Origin of the sequence: Alkaliphilus hydrothermalis (assembly GCF_016908555.1) — a bacterium.
GTDB classification, from domain to species: domain Bacteria; phylum Bacillota; class Clostridia; order Peptostreptococcales; family Natronincolaceae; genus Alkaliphilus; species Alkaliphilus hydrothermalis.
The window spans coordinates 1-20,002 of sequence record NZ_JAFBEE010000016.1 but is presented as its reverse complement, the minus strand read 5'-3'; the positions used below and the strand labels follow the sequence as shown (position 1 = coordinate 20,002).

Below are 20,002 nucleotides of genomic sequence, written 5' to 3'. Positions count from 1 at the left end.
TTTATGCATGATCTCCATTCCTATAAATTATATTGTAAGTTTTTGTTAAAGGCAGGCCCTCATACGCTTTAGCTCCTTTAATGTTTTATGGTATTCTTCATCCAAGAGGGTTGTATTATCTGTCTTTGAGGGGGCAGACAATCTACCAATTAGTTCTGTAAGTCGAGTCTCCAAAACAAATATTTGTTCTTCAATTTCCTTTGTCTCTTGATTTGGAGGATTCTTTTTTTTATCAAGATACTCTTCATAGCTTCCTTTAAAAATCTTTATCTTCTTTTCCTCTATGGTCATAATGTGATCCGCCACAGTTTCCACTAGCTTTCTATCGTGGGAGACAAATAAGAGAGTCCTATCATATTCCTTTAGGGCTTCCTCCATGACTTCTAGGGATTTAATATCCATGTAGTTGGTGGGTTCATCTAGTATTAGGAGATTGATATCCTGTAACAGGATTTTCACAAAAGAGACCTTTACCCGTTCTCCACCACTGAGGACATTGATTTTTTTATGGAGATCATCCTTTGTAAAAAGTAGCCTATCCAGTAAGATCCTCACAAAGGTTTCATTATATATACTGGTTTCCATGACATTTTCAAGAATACTAGCATCATAGTTGAGATTATTTATCTCCTGACTAAAATAACCAATTTTAGCCCCCTTTGCCCTTCTGATTGGTGCTTTTCCCTCCATAATCATCTTGATGAGGGTACTTTTACCACATCCATTTGGACCAATCAATGCAACTTTACTTCCATTAGTTATTGCAAATTCCGCCTTTTTAAAGATTACTTTACTATCAAAGGCTTTGTGGATGTTTTCTCCTGAGATTAAGATTTTGCTGTGAATTTTTTGGGAATCCTGTATGTCCAGCTTGATGATTGACTCTTCCTTTGGCTTTTCTTTCACCTCCAAACGTTCGATTCTTGACTGAATACTTTTAGTCTGCTTTTCAAGATTTGCCTTTGCACCTTGATTCCCCATTTTATGAAGTCTCGCCTCAGAATTTCCCATTCTCTTTGGGATCTTCCTCATTTTCTTTGCTTGGTCTTTTTTCTCAGAAATAACCTCCTCCAAACGCTTCTTTTCATTAACATATTGGGTGTACTCAAACTCTGCCCTTTCCTGTTCTTCTCTGACTTGTATCAGATAGTCTTCATAGTTACCGTTGTATATTTTTATTTTCCCATCCTTTACCTCTAGGATTTTATTACATAGGGTATTTAATAAATGTCGGTCGTGGGATATGAGGACTAATCCCCCTCTGAATTCTTCAAATTTTTTTCCCAGTAATCCAATTCCCTCCATATCTAGGTTGCTGGTGGGTTCATCTGCTAGAATCAATGGACTTTCCTGTTGGAAAACAACTGCTAATTTAAATCTAGTTTTCTCTCCCCCACTCATGCTGTCTTTCCAAATATTTGAAATACCAAACTTTGAGGCCAATTCATCACTAATGATTTTAACCTCTGGCTCCTGTAGCTGAGTAATATAGGTATAGGGGCTGTAGAGTTTTACAACGCCTTCGTCGGGGCTGATTTTTTGGCATAGGATCTTCATTAAAGTTGTCTTGCCTACCCCATTTGCTCCAACAATACCAATTCGGTCTGTAGCATAAATTTTTAGATTCTCCACATCCAGTACTAATCGATCACCAAAATATTTCTTTATATGATTTGCTTCTATTAATAGCATAAAAAACCCTCCTTATGAATATGGAGGGATAGTGTCTAAGGATATTCTATGGTTGATTGTAATTATAATCATTATATAATTTCTTATCTCAGTTAGTCGGTCCAATAAATGACCCGTGGGACAGTGTTGTGAAAACCACTGATATAAATACTAGATTCCTAATACTAACTAGATCAGCACTACTGGGATTCAATCCCGAAATCTGTATTTAAGACTGAAGAATTATATTGATAAACTATTAATCTTCCATATGAACAAGCTGTCGACAATCTAAAGCACTATCCACTTCCATCTAATAAAACGCATGACAAAAAAGCCTAACTTGATAGCTTTCATGAATTTTTCATTTTAATAAACTGTTAAAGTGAATTATAACTTCATTTTGTCTTTACCTTGCCCTTTCATGATTTGCATTTTTTTACAATCACCTTTATCCTATAATATCATATTTATTATTATTTCAGCAAAGTATTTTAGAATATATTTCCTCTCATCCTAGCTCATGGCTGAATAAATAGATAAAATCCCCATAACCATAATCAATACCAAAGTAAGCTTCCTAAACAACTCTTCATCCACCTTATTTCCTAACTTAATCCCCGTTAATGTTCCAATGATTAACCCTGGGAAAAGGTATGCCGTATAGGTGACTACATCCTTTGTGATTAATCCCCCAAAGAAATAAGTAGGAACGGTGATAATATTTAATATCCAGAAATACGAAGTTAGATTTGCTCTAAACTTCATTTTTTCTACTGATTGGTTCGTCAAGAAAAGCACTACTGGCGGTCCACCTAGGGAGACACTACCATTTAATAATCCACTGACAAGACCCACTGGGATAAAGGATAGTTTTTCATTCTTAACCTTTATCTTGATTCCATAATAGTTAATGATTGCTGTAAAAGTAAGGAGTACTCCCACAAATATTTTTAACACAGTTTCGTCAGTTACCTTTAATAGATATGCTCCAAAGGGTGTACCAATTAATCCTGCCGTTACTAGTATAGCGATTTTCTTGATATCAATATGGTCTTTTATATGATATAAAATCATGGTGTTAAGAACAAGACTGTAGATTACCAACACAGGTACAACAATCTTTAATGGTAAAAAGATCCCCAGTAAAGGCAGCGATACTAAAGAAAAACCAAAACTGGTGATTCCTTGGGTCATTGCTGAGATAAAGATAATAATAAATCCTAAAAGAATTTGTAAAAATAAATTATCCATTTTAATCCTCCATTTTTCATTAGTGAAGAACATTGTAAATCCCCTCGTTTCGAGAGGATTCCAATTGATATTTCTACATCCGAAACAATCTTCCCAGTTTATTATAATCTATTTTAACTACTTCGTAAACAATGTCCTTTTGTTTTTACTTTTTACCAAAATACTTCTTTGCTAGCTTTAATTTTTTATTGTTATAGGGGGCATATCTTAGGGAAGGATCTAGGAAGGTCTTGGTATTGATGATACTTTTCTTATGGGAAAACAAGTCAAAACTGTATTTCCCATGATACATTCCCATTCCACTGTTCCCCACTCCACCAAAGGGTAGATGGGTATTGGCAACGTGTACCATTCCGTTGTTGATACAGCCACCACCAAATTCGATGTTGCTAATGATATATTCCTCTGTTCTTTTGTTTTCTGTATAAAGATACAACGCCAGTGGATAACGATTTTCCCTCACCATTTCCACTACTTCCCTTAGCTCCCTATAGGTTAGAACAGGTAAAATGGGTCCAAAAATTTCCTCCTGCATGATCTGATGCTCAAAGGTGACATGATCAATTATAGTGGGTTCGATATAGAGTTCATCTTTATTTGATCTTCCCCCTACAATGATATTTCCTTCCCCTTCTTTAAGATAGCTGGATAAAATATTAAATCTTTTTTCGTTGACGATTCTACCGTAGCTATCACTCTTTGAAGGATCTTCCCCAAAGAATTCCCTAATATAGTGCTTCATTCTATCGATAAATTCATCCTTTACATCTTCATGAACAATTAAATAATCGGGACATACACAGGTTTGACCAGTATTAAAGTATTTTGCCCAAGTAAGCCTTTTGGCTGCTACGTCGATTTTAGCATCTTCCGTAACAATCACAGGACTTTTTCCACCTAGTTCTAGGGTAACAGGGCTCAGATGCCTTGCTGCCATTTCTGCAATTTTACTACCCACTGCTGGACTTCCTGTAAAGAAGATATGGTCAAACCTCAGGGCTTCTATCAGCATTGGCCCAATCATTGCCCCCGGTCCTTGCACTACACTGATGTACTCTTCTGGAAAGGTTTCCTCCATCAGTTTTTTCACTAGATTTGAGGTGTGCCTTGTCTGGTCTGAGGGCTTGATGATGGCACAATTTCCAGCAGCAATTGCCCCTACTAAAGGAGCAATCAAAAGCTGGAAGGGATAATTCCAAGGGCCAATGATGAGGACTACCCCTAAGGGTTCTGAATAGGTACGACTTTTTGAAGGTTGAAATACCAATGGTGATGCTGCTCTTTGGGGTTTCATCCATTTTTTTAAGTTTTTGATGGCATGATTTATTTCTTCGTACATCACACCTATTTCAGCTGTATAGGCTTCAAATACAGGTTTGTGGAGATCATGATATAGAGCTTCTATTATATCATCCTCATGGGTCTCAATCATCTTGCGTAGCTTTTTTAATTGGGTAATTCTAAAGTCATAGCTTTTTGTATGCCCCCCATCAAAAAATTCTCGTTTTTTATTGAAGGTCAACTGAATTTGATCCTTCATGGTATCCTGCATAACATCCTGCATTTTACAACCTCCCTGTCACTTCTTAATTTTAGCCTTCCTCTTATATTCTATTTGATTCCATTTAACTAACCTTTATTTATTCTATAATCTATTAATTAATCTATAATTTAATCTATTATTTAATCTATTATTTATTCATCCTTGCTAATCCTTTTATAACTACCCATTCCCAACAATAAAAAATCTTAACATTTTATTAAAAATACTGCAAAATCAAAAACAAGGACAACTCTCCCTCTCATAAGGGACAAATTGTCCTTTGAAAACTGATCCTAGATATCAATTCAGCTTATTGACGTTGATAACCATATTGATTCAATAGGTCATCACCTTGGTATTTTTTATTTGCTTTATATATTGCTTATTTTTTACCCACTACTTTATCCAACAGCTCCCTAGCCCATTGCTGAGCCTTCTCCACTGCCACAGCTTGATTATTTGATAGGGGTTCAAAGAAATCAATTTCTCCAATGATATGATTCCCTTGTAAAGCCTTCTTCATATGAACTAGGGTTTTTCCATTTTGTCCTCCGTGGCAGCTAAAAATCCCCATTGAGTGATCATTAAAATCAACCATTTTGAATAGGCTGCCTACGGGAGGTGCATAAGTCCAAGCCCAGACAGGGGTGCCAATAATAATTAGGTCATACTCTGACGGATTCACCTCAAATGGTTCTAATTCAGGTCTTCTATTCATAATAATTTGACTACCGCCCCACAAGTATTTAGAAAACCCTTTCGTTTGTATTTCCTTCTTTGGTTTTAGTCTCAGCAAGTCAGCCCCAATTTCCTCAGCCATAACCTCAGCCATCAGCTTTGTATTTCCCTCATATGAATAGTAGGCAACTAGCTTTTTTATATCTCCATACCCCATTCTATTTTTGTCCCTCTCCTTCTACCCTCTAACTATAATTACAATGTTATTCCATCGATTTCTTCTGTTAGCTTGATAATTTCGTCAATCATATTCCCTATATGTTCTATTGTATCAACTAATGGTTTTTCTGTTGTGATATCAACTCCAGCCATTTTAGCAAGTTCTACTGGTGTTTTTGTTCCTCCAGCCTTCAATACATTCTTCCAATCCTCTAATGCTGGCTGACCTTCCTTCAGTACCCGCTTGCTTACTTCTGTTGCCACCGTCAGACCTGCACTATAGGTATAGGGATATAGTCCTTTATAATAGTGAAGCTGTCTCATCCAAGTAAGCTCTGCTCCATCTATGATTTTAACCGTATCTCCCCAGAATTCCTCTAAAACAGATTTTTTAAGGTCATTTAATTTGCCCGCTTGAACACTTCCACCCTCATCAATAATTTTATACACTTCCCTTTGGTAAGCCGCCTCCAGTAGGTGGGTGACAAAGTTATGATAGTAGGTTCTACTGATCATTGAAGATAGTACCCATCTTCTAAACCTCGGATCATCATTGGTCTTCATTAGATAATTTGCCATCAACATTTCGTTCATGGTGGATGGTGCTTCTATAAAGTACATAGAAGGTCTTGCATCAAAGATGTTTTGATTTTGGTGGGCAAGATAAAAATGTCCTGCATGACCTAGTTCGTGGGCTAATACAAATACTTCCCTCATTCTTTCAGACCATGAGATTAGGATAAATGGATGGCTGCCATAGGGGCTTGCACAAAAAGCCCCTGTGGACTTACCTTTATTCTGAACGAAATCTACCCATCTCTCATCATAGCTTCTTTTCACCATTTCTAAATAGTCTTCTCCAAGTACTGACAAGGCTTCAAATGTGTATTTCTTAGATTCCTCTACAGAGATCTTTGGCTCGTAGGATGGGTCCACCACCAGCTTTAGGTCTGCAAAGGTCATTTCATCAAGCTGATGGATTTTTTGGAGAAGCTTCACATATTTCCTCATATGGGGAGCTAACTTTTCCATAATAATGTCAATTTGACGGTTGTATAAATCTTCATCCACCTCTTGTTCATGTAATAGGCTATCAAACACTGATTCAAAGCCCCTTAAGCTTGCCAGTGTTTTCTCTTTTTGAACTTGAGCTTGATAGGTGGCGGCAATTGTATTCTGATATTCTCTTAACTGTGTGGAAAAGGCATTGAAGGCTGCCCTTCTTACCTTTGTATCGGTTTCATATTCCCAACCATTCTCAAACAAAACAAAGCTCAAGGGATACTCTTCTCCGTCTACAGTGAAGTTTTCGAAACTTAAGTCCGCCAACTTTGCTTGATTATAAATAGCAAATGGGGATTCTAAAGTCCCTGATAATGCAGAAAGCACCCTCTCTGCCTCTGGATGTAGGGCATGTTTTTTATTTCTTTTGATCTGCTTTAAATAATGGGTATTTTCTTTAGATGCTTCAATTGCATCGTTAAGAACATTTTCATCAGCTTCAATAATCTCACTTTGTACAAAACTTAATCGACTTTGTAGATTTGACATAATATTTCTAAGCTTCATATTTCTAGCTTGATTTTCTGTGTTAGTTTGATCAACCGATACTGCAAGGTAAGTATAGGAGCCTGCTAACGTCATCAATTCATAGGCTTTTTTAACTTTATCCAGACAGCTATTGATCATGTGTACTGTATTGAGCTTCCCCTTAAATTCCTCTTCAATCTCTTTTACTAAGCCTTGTACCTTACTAACAGCTTCTTCAAAAGCTGTTTCCGTGGCAAATATTGCTGACAAGTCCCATGTTAACGATTGATCCACATCTTTTCTTTCCTTTAAGGCTTTCTTCATCATAAATCCTCCTTATATTTGAACTAACTAAATCGCACGCCAAAATATTATGATATGAATAGTCTATCTATATATACTTCGCTATTTGTTATAAAATACCTTTAGTAAAACGAAATATTTATTAAATAAACTTAATTATATTTCAGAAGTAATTTCATCTAAAGTAGCCCCCACACATCTCATGTTACAACTTGCTGACGATCAGATTCCCCGACTCATATTTCTGTAGTCCCTTCATAAATAACCAATAGGTAAATACACTCCAACCAACCAATGCTCCCATCAAAAGAAGGAACCAATTCCACGAGAAATCCGTCATAAGCCTTACTGGTACTAAGCTGATAAAGGCAGAAGGTAGCAATGTATAAATGATTAATTTCGTATAACTATTATGGATCCCTTCAGGATAAATGCTAAAGGTGATCATAAATTCAAAGATCAAGCCAGTGATTCCTCGGGAATCCCCCATATAAAAAGTCAGGGTATTGGCACAGATCATTACACTAGCAAAGAAGATCATTCCTGTAAAACAGAAAAATATGAAAAGTCCCAGTCCTATCAAGTCAAACCCATATACTCCAATAAATAGGATTAGTCCATAGAATATATCCCCCCATGCTGAGATGACGGTGCTGGAGGATATAATATTGATGAGGACATCCTTTGGTTGTAGTAGATAAGAATCCAGTTCTCCATTGATAATCATTTGAGATATTCTTCTAATATTACCAAACAACACAAAGGTCAAACCATAGGAGGTGGAGGCAATTCCCCAAATAATCATTACTTCTTTAAATCCATACCCTCCGATTTCTTTAACATTGTTGAATAAAATCCACCAGAAGAAGATAAATGTTGAGTTATTTAAGACCATTCCAAAGGTTTGGGTAAGAAAACTTGCCCGATATTCCATTGATGCAGCTAGGTTAAATTTAAAATACATTCCAATTAGTTTTAGGTTTTTCTTAGCCTCCGTTAACATTGAGCGCCCGTACCCCCTTTCTAAATACCCCTAAGGAAATCAATATAAATATCAGTAAATAGCCCACTTGAAGAAAAACTGTATTGATATAGTTTCCCCAGTTAAAGTCAACAGCTAGTTTTGCTGGTCCATAGGTAACATAGGCAAAGGGTAGATATCGCGCCACCTTCTCCAACCAGTCGGGAAACATTTCTAATGGAATCAGCATCCCCCCAAGGGTAAACACCAGCTTAGTATAAATCCACATAAAGGCAGAATTTTCTTCCAGCCAAAAGGCTGTCAAGGCTAAACTAATGAAAATGAAGAAATTTATGAAGATTCCCAATAGGATTGAAGCTAAAATGAAGGGAAGGTGTATCAAACTGAAATCCTGTAAAGGTCCAACATACAAGAGTCCCATCAGTCCCCCAAGGAAAAGATTTGTCAGGAGTCTTGTTCCCATTTCCCCCAAAGAGTTTGAGAAACAGTAAAGTATATAGTTGTAGGGTTTATTCAGTAAATAGGCGATTTGACCCTTTTTAACATCCTCTGCCACCTCTGAAAATACATTGGATTTTGATAAAACCACCATCTCACCAACGATTAAATACCAAATCATCTGCCTCAAACTGTATCCCGAAATCACTTCACCCTTCTGACCATAGATATTACTCCAAAGAAGCAACATCACATAAACGATAAATAGGAAAAACAAGTTTCTTGTAATAAAGTTCAATACATAAACCAGATTGTTGGATATGCTTACTTTGAAGATATGAAAGTATTTACTAAGCCTTTTCAAGATAACCACCACCAATGTCTTTTTCTTGATAGATACCAGATATAATCTCTTCTAGGGGTGGGTCTGATATGGTTATATCCACTACCTTTCCTAGTTTCATCAAATCGGAAATGGTATTGTCTATATCACACTTTGAGCTGTCTATTTCTATTTTGACTGCATAGCCTTTACTTTTTAGTACCTTTAGCTCTGGATGATCAATCGTTACCGACTCTGCATATTTGATATCAATTACTTTTTGATTCATATAGTTATATTTTAGATTCTTAACTGATTCATTTAATACAATTTGACCATGATTGATAATAATTGCCCTCCTACAGAGTTGCTCTATGTCACCAGCATCATGGGATGTCAAAAAAATCGTTGTTTGTGATTCTTGACTAAGGGTTTTGATTAAGTCCCTGATTTTTTGCTTTACCACCACATCCAGACCAATGGTGGGTTCATCTAAGAAGATAATCTCTGGCTTGTGGAGTAGGGATGCGGCTATTTCACATCTAATCCTTTGTCCTAAAGAGAGTTTCCTTACCGGCGTCTCCAACAAATCTTCTATTTCAAAAAGCTCCGTCAAATATGAAATTCTTTTTTTAATTTCCTCCTCTTCCATTTCGTAGATTCTCCCCAGAAGGTTGAAGCTATCTAATGGTGGTAGGTGAAACCATAGCTGTGATTTCTGTCCAAAAACTGTTCCAATCTTATAGGAGAGCTTTCTTCGATCTGTTGTTGGATTCAAACCAAGTACATTGATTTCTCCTGCTGTAGGATGAAGAATCCCCGTAAGCATTTTGATGGTGGTGGATTTCCCTGCCCCATTTGGTCCTATGAAGGCTAACACCTCTCCCCTAGCCACCTCCAGCGATATATTCTTTACCGCTTGAATTTCTTTGTATTGTGGCGATACCATGGCCTTTAAGCTTCCCTTTAAGCCCTGTTCCTTTGTTTTAACCTGAAAGGTTTTACTAAGGTTTTTAGCTGATATGATACTCATTTTTTTCCCCCCTTGTAGATTTTCAAAAATAAAATAAAAGCCCAACAGGAACGGTCTTGTTGAGACTCGTCCTCCGGGCTTTTTCTCCAGAAGTGTAGATCAGAATCCTGTACCGCTCGGACCAGACGCTTAATTAGAAGCCGGAACCCTAGGTACACTCTCAAATATTATATAATATATTAATATGGAAAATTATATATGTCAAGGTTTTTTTGTAATTTTTACTTAATTATCCTGTAATTTTTAACATCATTACCGCTTCTCAAATATTGACCCTAAAGATAAGGAAAGTATATTAAAAATACTACTTTTTTCAAAGGATCTACCAGAAGATTTAAAAATCCAAGTTAAGTTGGAAAAAATGAAGTTCACCTCATTATATATGTTTTGTTTTAGTATAAAGAAATGTCGTCAAAATACTTGCTCCATTAATAGCTTCCACATGCCTCGGAACGTTAGTAGTGCTGGATTTATTAGCCCTTAGAGTTCTATTAAATAATTCTACAAAACTGTGTTCAGTTTAAAATTCCATCACATTATAAGCAATTTCATATTACACTTAAAAACTTATATCTTGTTTAATTTTTGATAATTCTTCTGGTGATTCCATCCATTTACACAGAATTTCACCTAGTTCACTTCTAATTAATGCATTTAAATTTTGTAATTGATCCTGAAAGGCAGAACTTTCTGCGTCTTCTGTACTTCCCATATTTGTACCATCGCTTTTTGAAATTGGAAATATTTCTTCCAACGCTTCCGTTGCTTCTTTAAAAACGCCATGAATAACTTTATGTCTTAAATAGGTTAACTTCTCAAAAATATGTGTTTCAGATATTTTTTTATTCAAATGAACTTTTTGGGGAAAGCTAAATAAGTCAATGTTCCTATAAAAATATGGAAGCTTTCTACCGCAATCTTGATGAATATACTGCCCTGATTGTCTTTTATTAATATCCTTTAAAACCAGTAGTTCAACTAATGAATAAAAACTTAGTAAAGAACTGAAATTTGGATGATATGAGTCTTCTAAGCACTGCTTTGAAAGATTTAGAATGTGCCATAGATTCTCGATACTGTTCTTCTCTGCATAGAATTCCATTCCCTTAATAATTTAACCATTAAGTCTTCTGTAATTGGTTTACGCTTCATAAAGCTTCATTCAATATTTTAACAATTCTTCATTGTATTTACAAGTCTACAGCAAAATAAAAAAATACCTCTACAGGTGATGTCCATACCAAATACCCTATATCCACCAACAGTACCAGAAATCATTAGAGAGTTCGAACCAAAAAAAGCAAAAAAACTAAACGACCAGAGCCAAATGGAATATCGGGGTCTAGTCGCTTAATTGAGTTTTTCTATTTCCACTGTCTACTTGTGAAGGGGGGAGTTCACATATGCTGAGTTAGACCTTTGAGTAATATTTTATCTACTACCTTTTGATGCAACTCTACTTAATCTTTAAATACAGCTTTATTTTTTCTAATTGATCTTCAAACTGTTTTAAATGTTTCATAGCTTCATCTTTTGAGCCTCTATCCCTTGCCTCTTCATAATCTAAATAATGACCAATCATAAGCTGAATTTCTCCTAAAAGACCCATTTCTTTGTTAGTTACATTTATATACTTAGGAAGGTTATCTATAAATCTAACACTTAAATCAGTTACAGTAAGGCTAGAACTTTTATATATCCCATCTACTTCTGTAATATTTTCTACTACGTAAGTATACAATTCTTTTCTAATACCTTCAGGTGGTACTTGCTTATGGCTACATCCTACAAAAGTTGTAATCATAAGGTTAAAAATTAGTATCAGGAAGAAAACCTTAAGCATTATTTTTCGGAAAGATTTATACTTATCTTTATTAATCACGGCAACTCCTTCTTTCATAAAATTATCCTTACGATTACTTATACAATAACCTTTTCAATTAAAATTGTGGATATATAATTACTCCTGCTAAGCTAGATTTAGTTTGGTAAGACCCTGTCGGTTTATAGTAAGTTGTATCATACTTTGATATAGCTTTTATTCTATGCCCCTTTGTTACTATTACAGAAGCTGCTGCTTCTGATGTATATTGACTACTGGCATCACTAGCTGAAGTAGTAAAGTTTGTGTTCCAATATACATTAGGAGTTGTTTCCCAAGAACGATCAACCGCCTCAGATACCCACATAGAATGATCTCAATCGTACTTCGCTTCCCTAGTACTCTTGGTCATTCCTGACATGAGACGTACATCTACTTACTTCGTAAGTAGTGTTACGGCTTCAACATGCCTCGTATGGGGTAACATCACACTAACTTATCTCCTAGTATAATAATGTCATAGTCAAGAATGACTATGCAGTTAATACATTTCTATAAAAAGCATTACATTATGTAGTAACAGAAGAAGGAGTTCTTCCTTCATCAGATGTTACTTTTATATTTAACATGTCTGACGGTTCCCGGTAGACTCCAGGCTTTTCATAATGTATAATCCTCAAGGATAGGATAAATAATGTTTATCTCCTTGGGGAGTCGGTTTCAACTGACCTATACCTATAAAAAAGTCAATTAGTCCATTCAATGAGGTTTTATGTTTAGGCTGGTTGGCAGCCTCAGGCTATACCCGTATCACATGCTAGGATGTGTACTCATTGTTTGGAAATGGATTCCTATCAGAAAGGAGCTGTCGCTCATGTCAAATATTATTAAATATGATTTATTTATTTCGGTTGGTATTGATGTCGGTGCAGATTTTAGCTGGATGTCTATTGCTCTACCTAACCAAACATTTGTAGGAAAACCTTTTAAAATTCTACATTCTGATTTAAATTTCCTTGCTATGGCTGTTTCAAAAATAAAAGAAACAGAAGAGCTGTATTCTTTGGAAAGTCGCGTTTTCCTCCAATCCACGGGAATTTATCATTACCCACTCTTCTGCTATTTTCGTGATAAAGGATTTCATGTATCCGTGATTAATCCTATCATCACTAAGAATAGCACAAACATTAACATTAGAAAAGTGCATAATGACAGATATGATTCAAAAAAAGCTGCTTTAATCGTTTTAAAACCTGATTTGAAGGATACTAACTTTGTAAAACAGATACACCTTATTGAATCCTTTAAGGGTGCTGGTTTTCTTTCTGCTGTAAGCCTTATGGGTGAAATTGGAGATTTCTCTGCTTTTCGTTCACCTAAACAGCTTTTTGCCTACTTTGGCTTAGATCCTGCAGTAAAGCAATCTGGTAAATTCAATGGCACCAATGTAAGTATGTCAAAACGCGGTTCCAAGATTGCACGAAGGGTCATTCACATCATGGCTTTAATCGCTGCTTAGCCTAATTCCATATTTGAAATTTCTGTTTTTTGAAAACCTTTTAAAAGGCTTATTAATCATGCCTTTTTTTAGTTTCACTGAAATATCAAATATTTTTAAATTAGTTATTGACAATTCTTAGCTGGACTTATTTCATTATCCACCAAGGCTTGGCAATACATTTTTTCTGACTATTTACTCTACTTGAGGTTATTTTTTTGTTTTCTTCAACAAAAATACACTAGTCACATGTTTCTTCCTTAAAGGAATATCGATAATCCTCTGGAGCACAGAAGGTTTCCTTGATTACCCTTGGACTAGTCCAGCGAAGTAGATTTAGCTTACTTCCAGCTTTATCATTTGTTCCGGAGGCTCTAGCCCCTCCAAAAGGTTGTTGCCCTACTACTGCTCCTGTAGGCTTATCGTTAATGTAGAAGTTCCCTGCTGCTTGACCTAGTGCTTTTTCCATTTTAATTAAGACACTTCTATCTTGAGAGAAGATGGAACCAGTTAAGCCATAAGGAGTTGATTCATTACATATTTTTAAAGCCTCTTCAAAATCCTCGTCATCATATAGATAAACGGTAAGAACAGGACCAAATATTTCCTCTTTAATCGTCTTGAAATGAGGATTAGTTGTTAGAATAATGGTTGGTTCAACAAAGTAACCTACGCTGTCATCGCAACCTCCACCTGCAATAATATCTGCATCATCGGCGTCTTTTGCGTATTCGATATATCCTTTAACTCGATCAAATGCTTTCTGATCAATCACAGCTGCCATAAAGCTATCGAAATCCTCAGCATTTCCCATTTTGATGGTGGCAACTTCTTGAATAAGTTTATCCTTTAAATCGGACCAGATTGACTTAGGTATGTATACCCTTGAAGCAGCGGAACATTTTTGTCCCTGATATTCAAAGGCACCTCTAATCATAGCTGTTGCCAATTGATTGATCTTTACATTTTTATGGGCAAATATAAAGTCTTTTCCTCCTGTTTCCCCTACAATTTTTGGATATGTTTTATATCGATCAATATTCTCTCCAATGGTTTTCCACATAGTATTAAATACTGCCGTTGAACCTGTAAAATGTACCCCAGCAAAGTCTTCATTTTTAAAGACTTCATTACCGATCATACTTCCTGAACCTGGTATGAAGTTAATGACACCATCTGGTAATCCTGCTTCCTTTAAAAGCTTCATCACAAAATAATTTGAATATACAGCTGTCCCTGATGGCTTCCAGACTACAGTATTCCCCATTAGTGCAGGGGCTATGGGTAGATTTCCTCCAATGGCAGTGAAATTAAAAGGTGTAACAGCAAATACAAACCCTTCTAAAGGTCTATATTCTAATCTATTCCAGCTTTCATTTGTAGAGATTGGTTGGTCATTATAAATCTCCGTCATGAAATATGTATTAAATCTTAAGAAATCAATTAATTCACAGGCTGAATCTATCTCAGCTTGATAGACGGTCTTGCTTTGCCCCAGCATAGTTGCGGCATTTAATGTAGCCCTCCAAGGGCCTGCCAACAACTCTGCAGCCTTTAAAAATATTGATGCTCGATGTTGCCAAGGCATTTCAGCCCACTCTTTTTTAGCCTTTGCTGCTGCCTCGATTGCTTTTTGAACCTCTTCCTCCCCAGCCATATGGTAGGTAGCAAGCTTGTGCTCCTTATTATGGGGAATAACACATTCTCCAGTGTTGCCTGTATAGATTTCTTCTCCCCCAATAATTACAGGGATTTCAATGGATTTCTCTTTTAATTCTTTAAGTTTACCCTTTAAGGCAGTTCTTTCTGGGCTACCGATTTCGTAGAAAAGTATAGGTTCGTTCTGGGGTTTCTTCACTTTAAAATAAGCATTAGACATAAAAAATCCTCCTTTATTAATAAACTTCTACATGCATCCTAGTAGTTTAATGAAAATCTACCAACTATTCCTTTGTTATAAAGTCTGAATTTTTTTTATTTTTAGACATATACACATTATATAATTTTATTTGGATAACATCAACCCATTTATTAGGATTATATACAATATTCACGTGGAAAATATTGTGAGTACTTTAGTCTTCCACCCTATACTTTTATAATAGTTATACTTTATCCTAAATTTTGATGATACTTGAAGTGATTAGATGGAGTTTTGGTGCCTTATATCTTGATCTATGTAGGTGATCATTTATACATAAAATGCCACCTAAGTCTAGATTAGGTGGCATGGAACAGTATCTTATTTTTTTGTAACCCTTCTATTGAAGGTAACTCGATATCCTTCTTCATTGCTTTCTGGGTAAAGATAAAATCTATAGAAGGTCTTTGCACTATTTTTATTATCCTTACCTACTTTTTCTTTACCTATATTCAGCATCATGACCTTTTTCTCTTCTCCTTCTTCAACAAGGTTAATTGTAAAGTGATCCTCTTCCCCTTCAGCATTTTCTTTGTATTCAATGGAAAAATCCTTTATCATTCCTTTAATGATTGTATCATTCAGATTGTTTAAAATCTCTATTGGCATTTCCTTTTTCATTGTCTTTATTAAAAATCTGATAAAAGATGCATACTCCGATGCAGTGATTTTATCCACATATGTATATTGCAAACAAGCCTCTAGATTTTTTGACGATATTGTATTTCTCATAGTTTACTGCTTCCTTCCTAAACGTATTGATTTTCCTACTAAATTCACTGAATACACTATCAATTAGATCGTTTAAAACTCAATTTCCTGATTCCATCTTTCTAATGCTTCCTTGTCTTTACTGACATCCTTAATCATAATGGAATTACTAGATTTATTTAGGGCTTCCCTAGTGATTCTTGAAGCCTTTAGAACATCTCTATTCTTTGTTTGAGTTACACCTCTTATTTGGTCATTAATGGCTGGGTCATTCATATAAACGATGATTTGTTCCTCTTTTTTCTTGTCAAATTCCCTAAAAAGAATCATCAAGGCAGTGTGATTTACGATTGCTGGTTTTACATATTCCTCTAGACGTGATTTTTCTACGACTAATTCATCATTCTCATATATTCGATATCGTATTTCTATATCTTCACCTTCATAATGGGTTGAAATTCCTACTAAATAAGCTGTGATCATAGGGAGCCTCCATATTTATGTATTTTTATTTGCTTTCAATAGCCGTTAAGTTGATATACTCATTTTGACTATTCATATTATAACCTTATGTTGGGGGAAATACAACTTTCAACATAAAAACCTTCATTAGTTATGCCTTATTAACAAGCTAAGGCACCTACACTAAAGTAGATGCCTAGATATTTTGGGATATTTTGGGATATTTAGATTATTTATATGCACCTTTTAATTTTAGACTAAGGAGTTAGTTTTTTAGCTTTCAGCTCTAATTCTTTCAACAATACTTTCCTTTACCATCACTTTTTTAATCCCCAGTGGTACGATATATCCTAATACCATGATGATGGGCAATGCAATGGCAAGGGGTAGTATGGTGAAGCTATAGGTATAAAAGGGCATTCCCTTTTCAAATCCCTTTAAAATCGTGACTGATATTAGTACACTAAACATACTGGTGATGGCAATTGTTAGTAGCGCATAAATCAATCCTTCCTTTGTTAATAGGGCATTCAACTGTCTATTGGTCATACCAATGCTTTGAAGTAGAGCAAACTCCTTCTTCCTTGTCATGATACTGGTGATCATGGAGTTTATAAAGTTCATAATCCCAACGAGTCCTACAATTAAACTCAAAACGCCCCCTACGATGAGGAACATATTCTTCATCCCTTCATTTTCCTTCACTAACTTATCTCTTGATTCGTAGTCTAGGTCTGACTTTGGGTCTTCAGTTAATTTCTTTAAAAACGCTTCAAAATTTCCTATATAATCAGACTCTACATCAAACTGATAGACCATCACAGATGCATTACTTACTACATTTTTGTAGGTATTTGAGGGGAGATAAACCAATTGAGCCCTAAGCATCTCACCATTCTTCAATTGGATTGAAAAATAGCTTCTTGAAGTGTTTTTATAGCCATAATTGATTAATGCCATTACTTCACACTCCTGTTCCTTCCCATCATTAGTAAGAATGATTTTGTCCCCCACATCATATTTTAGATTTTTTAAATTCTCTGGTTCTTCTCCGTTTACTCCTAATAGAATATAATTTCCCGACATAAATTTTTTTATGTCTAGTTTTCCCTTTACCACTTCTTGTTTTTCAATTAAAAATTCATCTAGTCCAAAGAGTTGAACAGGAGCCCTTCCTTCAAGTTCCACAATTTTTTCATCTTTAACCCAGACTCCATCTTTAACATTGTAATAAATTCTACCACCTTTTTTAAATCCTTCAATTTTTTCGATTAAGTCTATAACATTCTCTGAAAGGCTGTCATTTTCACCACGGAAACGAGATTTATAATATTCCATAGATGCAATATTAAAGTTATTTTAATACTGTTATCCATATTCAGTTGCTGTACTATAATAGGCAATAGCAGATTTCCAACGACATAACCTACCGTCAATCCTAATGGAATCCCTATGGCGGATAGAATCAAAGCTTGTCGCCCAATGATTCTCCTCAATTGCTTTGAGGTTGTTCCAATTGTCTTCAACAACCCATAGAATCGGATATCCTTCAACACTGATATTTGAAAAATATTATAGATGATGAGATACCCCGTTAAAATGATGATGAGGAGGATGACGATTCCACCTACAACTACGGTGGGATCAGCATTCTTAAATTCCTCCGACATGTATGCCCAATTCACTCCTACATCTATATAGGCTGAGTCTTGCGGAAATATGCTATAACCTGATCCCACAATAATTGTATAGAGTCTTTTTTCTATATTCAAGGAGTTTGAAAACTGCACATTTAGGCTAATATTATCCTTTGGTAGATTTAGACCTTCTGCATATTCCTCTGATGTTAAGACCATTCTAGCCCCCATCAATGGATCCACTGGGTAAAAGCCAGATAGGACAAATTCCTCTTGAATAGTCTCGATAGGCTGTTTACCTTTAGCATCAAATATCTGATATTCCAATTGGATTTTCTCCCCTACTTTATGGGGAACTCCTAATAGGTCTAACACTTTTGTATCAGTGATAATTTCATTTTTTTCCTTTGGTAATGTCCCCACCGTTGGATAGGTGAAGCCCCTTTTAAGATAGCATTAAGAATCTGGCCGTTTACAGTAATATTAATTAAGTTCCCTGTTTTACTTTGGAAAATACTAATCTCACCAGCTTTCCAATTAATATTTTCTAGCTTTAGTTTAACGATATCTATTCCTCTGAGTCCAGTTGCACAAGCTAAAAGAATTATTGCATTATCCCTTTTCCCAGAGCTAGTAGAACAATCAATACATTTTAAGACTTTATCTATTTCTTCCATTGTGAAAGCAGGTATAATCTTCTGTGGAGGGGATTTGGGAACAAAATATCCTAGATCCACTTTGATATTTGTGATTCTAGATATATTAAGATATGAGATAAGCACTTTTAAAGAATATATTATGTAATCCATGCTACCAGGGTTAGTATTTCGTGCACTTACAAGGAAGCCCTTGATGGTAGCCACAGAAATATCTTCAACCTTCATACTTTGTGATTCAATATAGCAGAAAAAATGACGCATACAGACATGAAGGCTATACTTAAAACCTTCTTTCAAATCAGTTGCTTCAAGTGCACATTCAATAACAGCTATTGCTTCCGTACTAGGTTTGTATTTTCTTGTATCTACTTTTCTTGTGAAATCTACCTTTCCTAATAAAGCATAATCTCGAATATACTCTAATGATCGCTTCATTGATAGGTAATGATGTCTCTTGATTTTTCCTGATAGATATTGATCTTCATAGTTTTTCATACAAGCTTCAAATGTTTGAGTAGAGTAATTACCAGAATTAGTAGAATTGAAAAATTTAATAATGGGTTGATAAAGTCCTCGTTTATACTGATAGATGGTGGCTTGAGTAAGTCCATGTGTCTCTAATTCATGTAGAACACAGCCAACTAGCTCCTCGATTTTGTTGTTCATAAAAAAAGCCTCCTTTGATATGAATAATATAATTATCATTATTAACAATTCATACCAAAGAAATGCCGATATTTTTTAAGATTATGCTACTAACCCATTGGATATTAGATTATTAATATAATATATGCTAAAAATCGGAATATTTATTTTATCGGGATAATCAGTTTGGAGACTTCCTGAAAACCCACTTAAGAACCCTTTAGGACATGACCCTGATCTTGTCTTTTGATAATCATAAATGACGATAGGGCTATCCTTATCGGGAGACTTATAGAGCCACATGTATTTTTGCTTATTTGACTCCTTACCTTTATCATCTAGAACCTTTAGGACTGTTTCGTCAGCCTGTATATAGTCTCTTTTTAGAAGTTCTTCTTTCATTAGTTTGTAGACTGGCTCCAGTTCGCTAGCTGTGCCAATGATCCAGTTTGAAAGGGTTTGTCTTGAAAGATTTGCCCCCATCATCTTAAAGTAGGATTCTTGTCTGTAAAGAGGCTGTAAATGGTAAAATAAAATGGAGAGATTTTGGCAAACAAAAACGGAGAATAATTTCCAATGTAGTACAATAAGAATACTCCTTCTGATAGAATTAGATAGTTAATTCATCATAGGGGGAATGAAATTGAAGGAGTGGAATATGTTTGCTGAAATTA

The 20,002-nt window shown here is 35.4% G+C and carries 20 protein-coding genes; 2 read left to right on the top strand and 18 right to left on the bottom strand.

The genetic code is table 11. The annotated features are described in order from the left end of the window. Positions 1 to 45 precede the first annotated feature (45 nt). The 9 genes from abc-f to JOC73_RS11035 all read right to left on the bottom strand — a co-directional run bounded on the left by abc-f (position 46) and on the right by JOC73_RS11035 (position 11,075). Positions 46 to 1,692: a ribosomal protection-like ABC-F family protein gene (gene abc-f / locus JOC73_RS11075; RefSeq protein WP_204403174.1), complete on the bottom strand. Its 1,647-nt coding sequence runs from the start codon at positions 1,690 to 1,692 to the stop codon at positions 46 to 48. 495 nt (positions 1,693 to 2,187) lie between these two features. After that, positions 2,188 to 2,925: a sulfite exporter TauE/SafE family protein gene (locus tag JOC73_RS11070; protein WP_204403172.1), complete on the bottom strand. Its 738-nt coding sequence runs from the start codon at positions 2,923 to 2,925 to the stop codon at positions 2,188 to 2,190. 145 nt (positions 2,926 to 3,070) lie between these two features. After that, positions 3,071 to 4,489, bottom strand: a complete 1,419-nt coding sequence (locus JOC73_RS11065; RefSeq protein ID WP_243427950.1) for an aldehyde dehydrogenase — start codon at positions 4,487 to 4,489, stop codon at positions 3,071 to 3,073. Positions 4,490 to 4,850: 361 nt separating this feature from the next. Beyond that, the gene (locus tag JOC73_RS11060) at positions 4,851 to 5,363 is read right to left on the bottom strand and encodes a flavodoxin family protein (protein WP_204403170.1); all 513 of its coding nucleotides are present in this window, start codon (positions 5,361 to 5,363) and stop codon (positions 4,851 to 4,853) included. A gap of 38 nt (positions 5,364 to 5,401) precedes the next feature. Next, a complete protein-coding gene (pepF, locus tag JOC73_RS11055; RefSeq protein ID WP_204403168.1) occupies positions 5,402 to 7,219 on the bottom strand; it encodes an oligoendopeptidase F in 1,818 nt (605 codons plus the stop codon). A gap of 184 nt (positions 7,220 to 7,403) precedes the next feature. Continuing rightward, positions 7,404 to 8,201: an ABC transporter permease gene (locus JOC73_RS11050; protein ID WP_204403165.1), complete on the bottom strand. Its 798-nt coding sequence runs from the start codon at positions 8,199 to 8,201 to the stop codon at positions 7,404 to 7,406. Beyond that, positions 8,185 to 8,982 carry an ABC transporter permease gene (locus JOC73_RS11045; RefSeq protein WP_204403164.1) on the bottom strand — a complete coding sequence of 266 codons (798 nt, stop codon included), beginning with the start codon at positions 8,980 to 8,982 and terminating at the stop codon, positions 8,185 to 8,187. The genes JOC73_RS11050 and JOC73_RS11045 overlap by 17 nt, the downstream gene beginning before the upstream one ends. Beyond that, entirely contained in the window at positions 8,969 to 9,973 is a 1,005-nt protein-coding gene (locus tag JOC73_RS11040) for an ABC transporter ATP-binding protein (protein WP_204403161.1), read from the bottom strand. The genes JOC73_RS11045 and JOC73_RS11040 overlap by 14 nt, the downstream gene beginning before the upstream one ends. A gap of 559 nt (positions 9,974 to 10,532) precedes the next feature. Continuing rightward, positions 10,533 to 11,075: a hypothetical protein gene (locus JOC73_RS11035; protein WP_204403159.1), complete on the bottom strand. Its 543-nt coding sequence runs from the start codon at positions 11,073 to 11,075 to the stop codon at positions 10,533 to 10,535. Between the two features lie 129 nt (positions 11,076 to 11,204). Here JOC73_RS11035 and JOC73_RS15305 point away from each other — a divergent pair, with 129 nt between their 5' ends. Next, the gene (locus tag JOC73_RS15305) at positions 11,205 to 11,327 is read left to right on the top strand and encodes a hypothetical protein (protein WP_279381051.1); all 123 of its coding nucleotides are present in this window, start codon (positions 11,205 to 11,207) and stop codon (positions 11,325 to 11,327) included. Between the two features lie 102 nt (positions 11,328 to 11,429). Here JOC73_RS15305 and JOC73_RS11030 read toward each other — a convergent pair whose 3' ends face one another. Together JOC73_RS11030 and JOC73_RS11025 are read right to left on the bottom strand one after the other, a co-directional pair. After that, positions 11,430 to 11,873 (bottom strand): hypothetical protein, encoded by a 444-nt coding sequence (locus JOC73_RS11030; RefSeq protein WP_204403157.1) that lies wholly within the window; start codon positions 11,871 to 11,873, stop codon positions 11,430 to 11,432. 40 nt (positions 11,874 to 11,913) lie between these two features. Continuing rightward, positions 11,914 to 12,162, bottom strand: coding sequence for a hypothetical protein (locus tag JOC73_RS11025; RefSeq protein ID WP_204403155.1), 249 nt, complete (start codon positions 12,160 to 12,162; stop codon positions 11,914 to 11,916). Positions 12,163 to 12,669: 507 nt separating this feature from the next. Here JOC73_RS11025 and JOC73_RS11020 point away from each other — a divergent pair. Then, positions 12,670 to 13,314 carry a transposase gene (locus tag JOC73_RS11020; protein WP_204403152.1) on the top strand — a complete coding sequence of 215 codons (645 nt, stop codon included), beginning with the start codon at positions 12,670 to 12,672 and terminating at the stop codon, positions 13,312 to 13,314. A gap of 220 nt (positions 13,315 to 13,534) precedes the next feature. On the opposite strand, the gene pruA is transcribed toward JOC73_RS11020, so the two are convergent. The 7 genes from pruA to JOC73_RS10985 form a co-directional block, all read right to left on the bottom strand. Further along, positions 13,535 to 15,172 carry an L-glutamate gamma-semialdehyde dehydrogenase gene (pruA, locus tag JOC73_RS11015; protein ID WP_204403150.1) on the bottom strand — a complete coding sequence of 546 codons (1,638 nt, stop codon included), beginning with the start codon at positions 15,170 to 15,172 and terminating at the stop codon, positions 13,535 to 13,537. Positions 15,173 to 15,535: 363 nt separating this feature from the next. Beyond that, the gene (locus JOC73_RS11010) at positions 15,536 to 15,946 is read right to left on the bottom strand and encodes a hypothetical protein (protein WP_204403148.1); all 411 of its coding nucleotides are present in this window, start codon (positions 15,944 to 15,946) and stop codon (positions 15,536 to 15,538) included. A 72-nt stretch (positions 15,947 to 16,018) separates the two neighbouring features. After that, a complete protein-coding gene (locus JOC73_RS11005; RefSeq protein ID WP_204403145.1) occupies positions 16,019 to 16,408 on the bottom strand; it encodes a hypothetical protein in 390 nt (129 codons plus the stop codon). 252 nt (positions 16,409 to 16,660) lie between these two features. Then, positions 16,661 to 17,725 carry an ABC transporter permease gene (locus tag JOC73_RS11000; protein WP_204403143.1) on the bottom strand — a complete coding sequence of 355 codons (1,065 nt, stop codon included), beginning with the start codon at positions 17,723 to 17,725 and terminating at the stop codon, positions 16,661 to 16,663. Next, on the bottom strand, positions 17,665 to 18,351 hold the full coding sequence (locus JOC73_RS10995; RefSeq protein ID WP_204403141.1) for an FtsX-like permease family protein: 687 nt from the start codon (positions 18,349 to 18,351) through the stop codon (positions 17,665 to 17,667). The genes JOC73_RS11000 and JOC73_RS10995 overlap by 61 nt, the downstream gene beginning before the upstream one ends. A 41-nt stretch (positions 18,352 to 18,392) precedes the next feature. After that, positions 18,393 to 19,349, bottom strand: a complete 957-nt coding sequence (locus JOC73_RS10990; RefSeq protein WP_204403139.1) for a tyrosine-type recombinase/integrase — start codon at positions 19,347 to 19,349, stop codon at positions 18,393 to 18,395. 81 nt (positions 19,350 to 19,430) lie between these two features. Continuing rightward, positions 19,431 to 19,865, bottom strand: coding sequence for an IS66 family transposase (locus JOC73_RS10985; RefSeq protein WP_330613177.1), 435 nt, complete (start codon positions 19,863 to 19,865; stop codon positions 19,431 to 19,433). Positions 19,866 to 20,002 lie beyond the last annotated feature (137 nt).

Bases quoted from the DNA above. Each gene is read 5' to 3' on its own strand.
- abc-f (WP_204403174.1), bottom strand. From the start codon at position 1,692: ATGCTATTAATAGAAGCAAATCATATAAAGAAATATTTTGGTGATCGA.
- JOC73_RS11070 (WP_204403172.1), bottom strand. From the start codon at position 2,925: ATGGATAATTTATTTTTACAAATTCTTTTAGGATTTATTATTATCTTT.
- JOC73_RS11065 (WP_243427950.1), bottom strand. From the start codon at position 4,489: ATGCAGGATGTTATGCAGGATACCATGAAGGATCAAATTCAGTTGACC.
- JOC73_RS11060 (WP_204403170.1), bottom strand. From the start codon at position 5,363: ATGGGGTATGGAGATATAAAAAAGCTAGTTGCCTACTATTCATATGAG.
- pepF (WP_204403168.1), bottom strand. From the start codon at position 7,219: ATGAAGAAAGCCTTAAAGGAAAGAAAAGATGTGGATCAATCGTTAACA.
- JOC73_RS11050 (WP_204403165.1), bottom strand. From the start codon at position 8,201: ATGTTAACGGAGGCTAAGAAAAACCTAAAACTAATTGGAATGTATTTT.
- JOC73_RS11040 (WP_204403161.1), bottom strand. From the start codon at position 9,973: ATGAGTATCATATCAGCTAAAAACCTTAGTAAAACCTTTCAGGTTAAA.
- JOC73_RS11035 (WP_204403159.1), bottom strand. From the start codon at position 11,075: ATGGAATTCTATGCAGAGAAGAACAGTATCGAGAATCTATGGCACATT.
- JOC73_RS15305 (WP_279381051.1), top strand. From the start codon at position 11,205: ATGTCCATACCAAATACCCTATATCCACCAACAGTACCAGAAATCATT.
- JOC73_RS11030 (WP_204403157.1), bottom strand. From the start codon at position 11,873: ATGAAAGAAGGAGTTGCCGTGATTAATAAAGATAAGTATAAATCTTTC.
- JOC73_RS11025 (WP_204403155.1), bottom strand. From the start codon at position 12,162: ATGTGGGTATCTGAGGCGGTTGATCGTTCTTGGGAAACAACTCCTAAT.
- JOC73_RS11020 (WP_204403152.1), top strand. From the start codon at position 12,670: ATGTCAAATATTATTAAATATGATTTATTTATTTCGGTTGGTATTGAT.
- pruA (WP_204403150.1), bottom strand. From the start codon at position 15,172: ATGTCTAATGCTTATTTTAAAGTGAAGAAACCCCAGAACGAACCTATA.
- JOC73_RS11010 (WP_204403148.1), bottom strand. From the start codon at position 15,946: ATGAGAAATACAATATCGTCAAAAAATCTAGAGGCTTGTTTGCAATAT.
- JOC73_RS11005 (WP_204403145.1), bottom strand. From the start codon at position 16,408: ATGATCACAGCTTATTTAGTAGGAATTTCAACCCATTATGAAGGTGAA.
- JOC73_RS11000 (WP_204403143.1), bottom strand. From the start codon at position 17,725: ATGGAATATTATAAATCTCGTTTCCGTGGTGAAAATGACAGCCTTTCA.
- JOC73_RS10990 (WP_204403139.1), bottom strand. From the start codon at position 19,349: ATGAACAACAAAATCGAGGAGCTAGTTGGCTGTGTTCTACATGAATTA.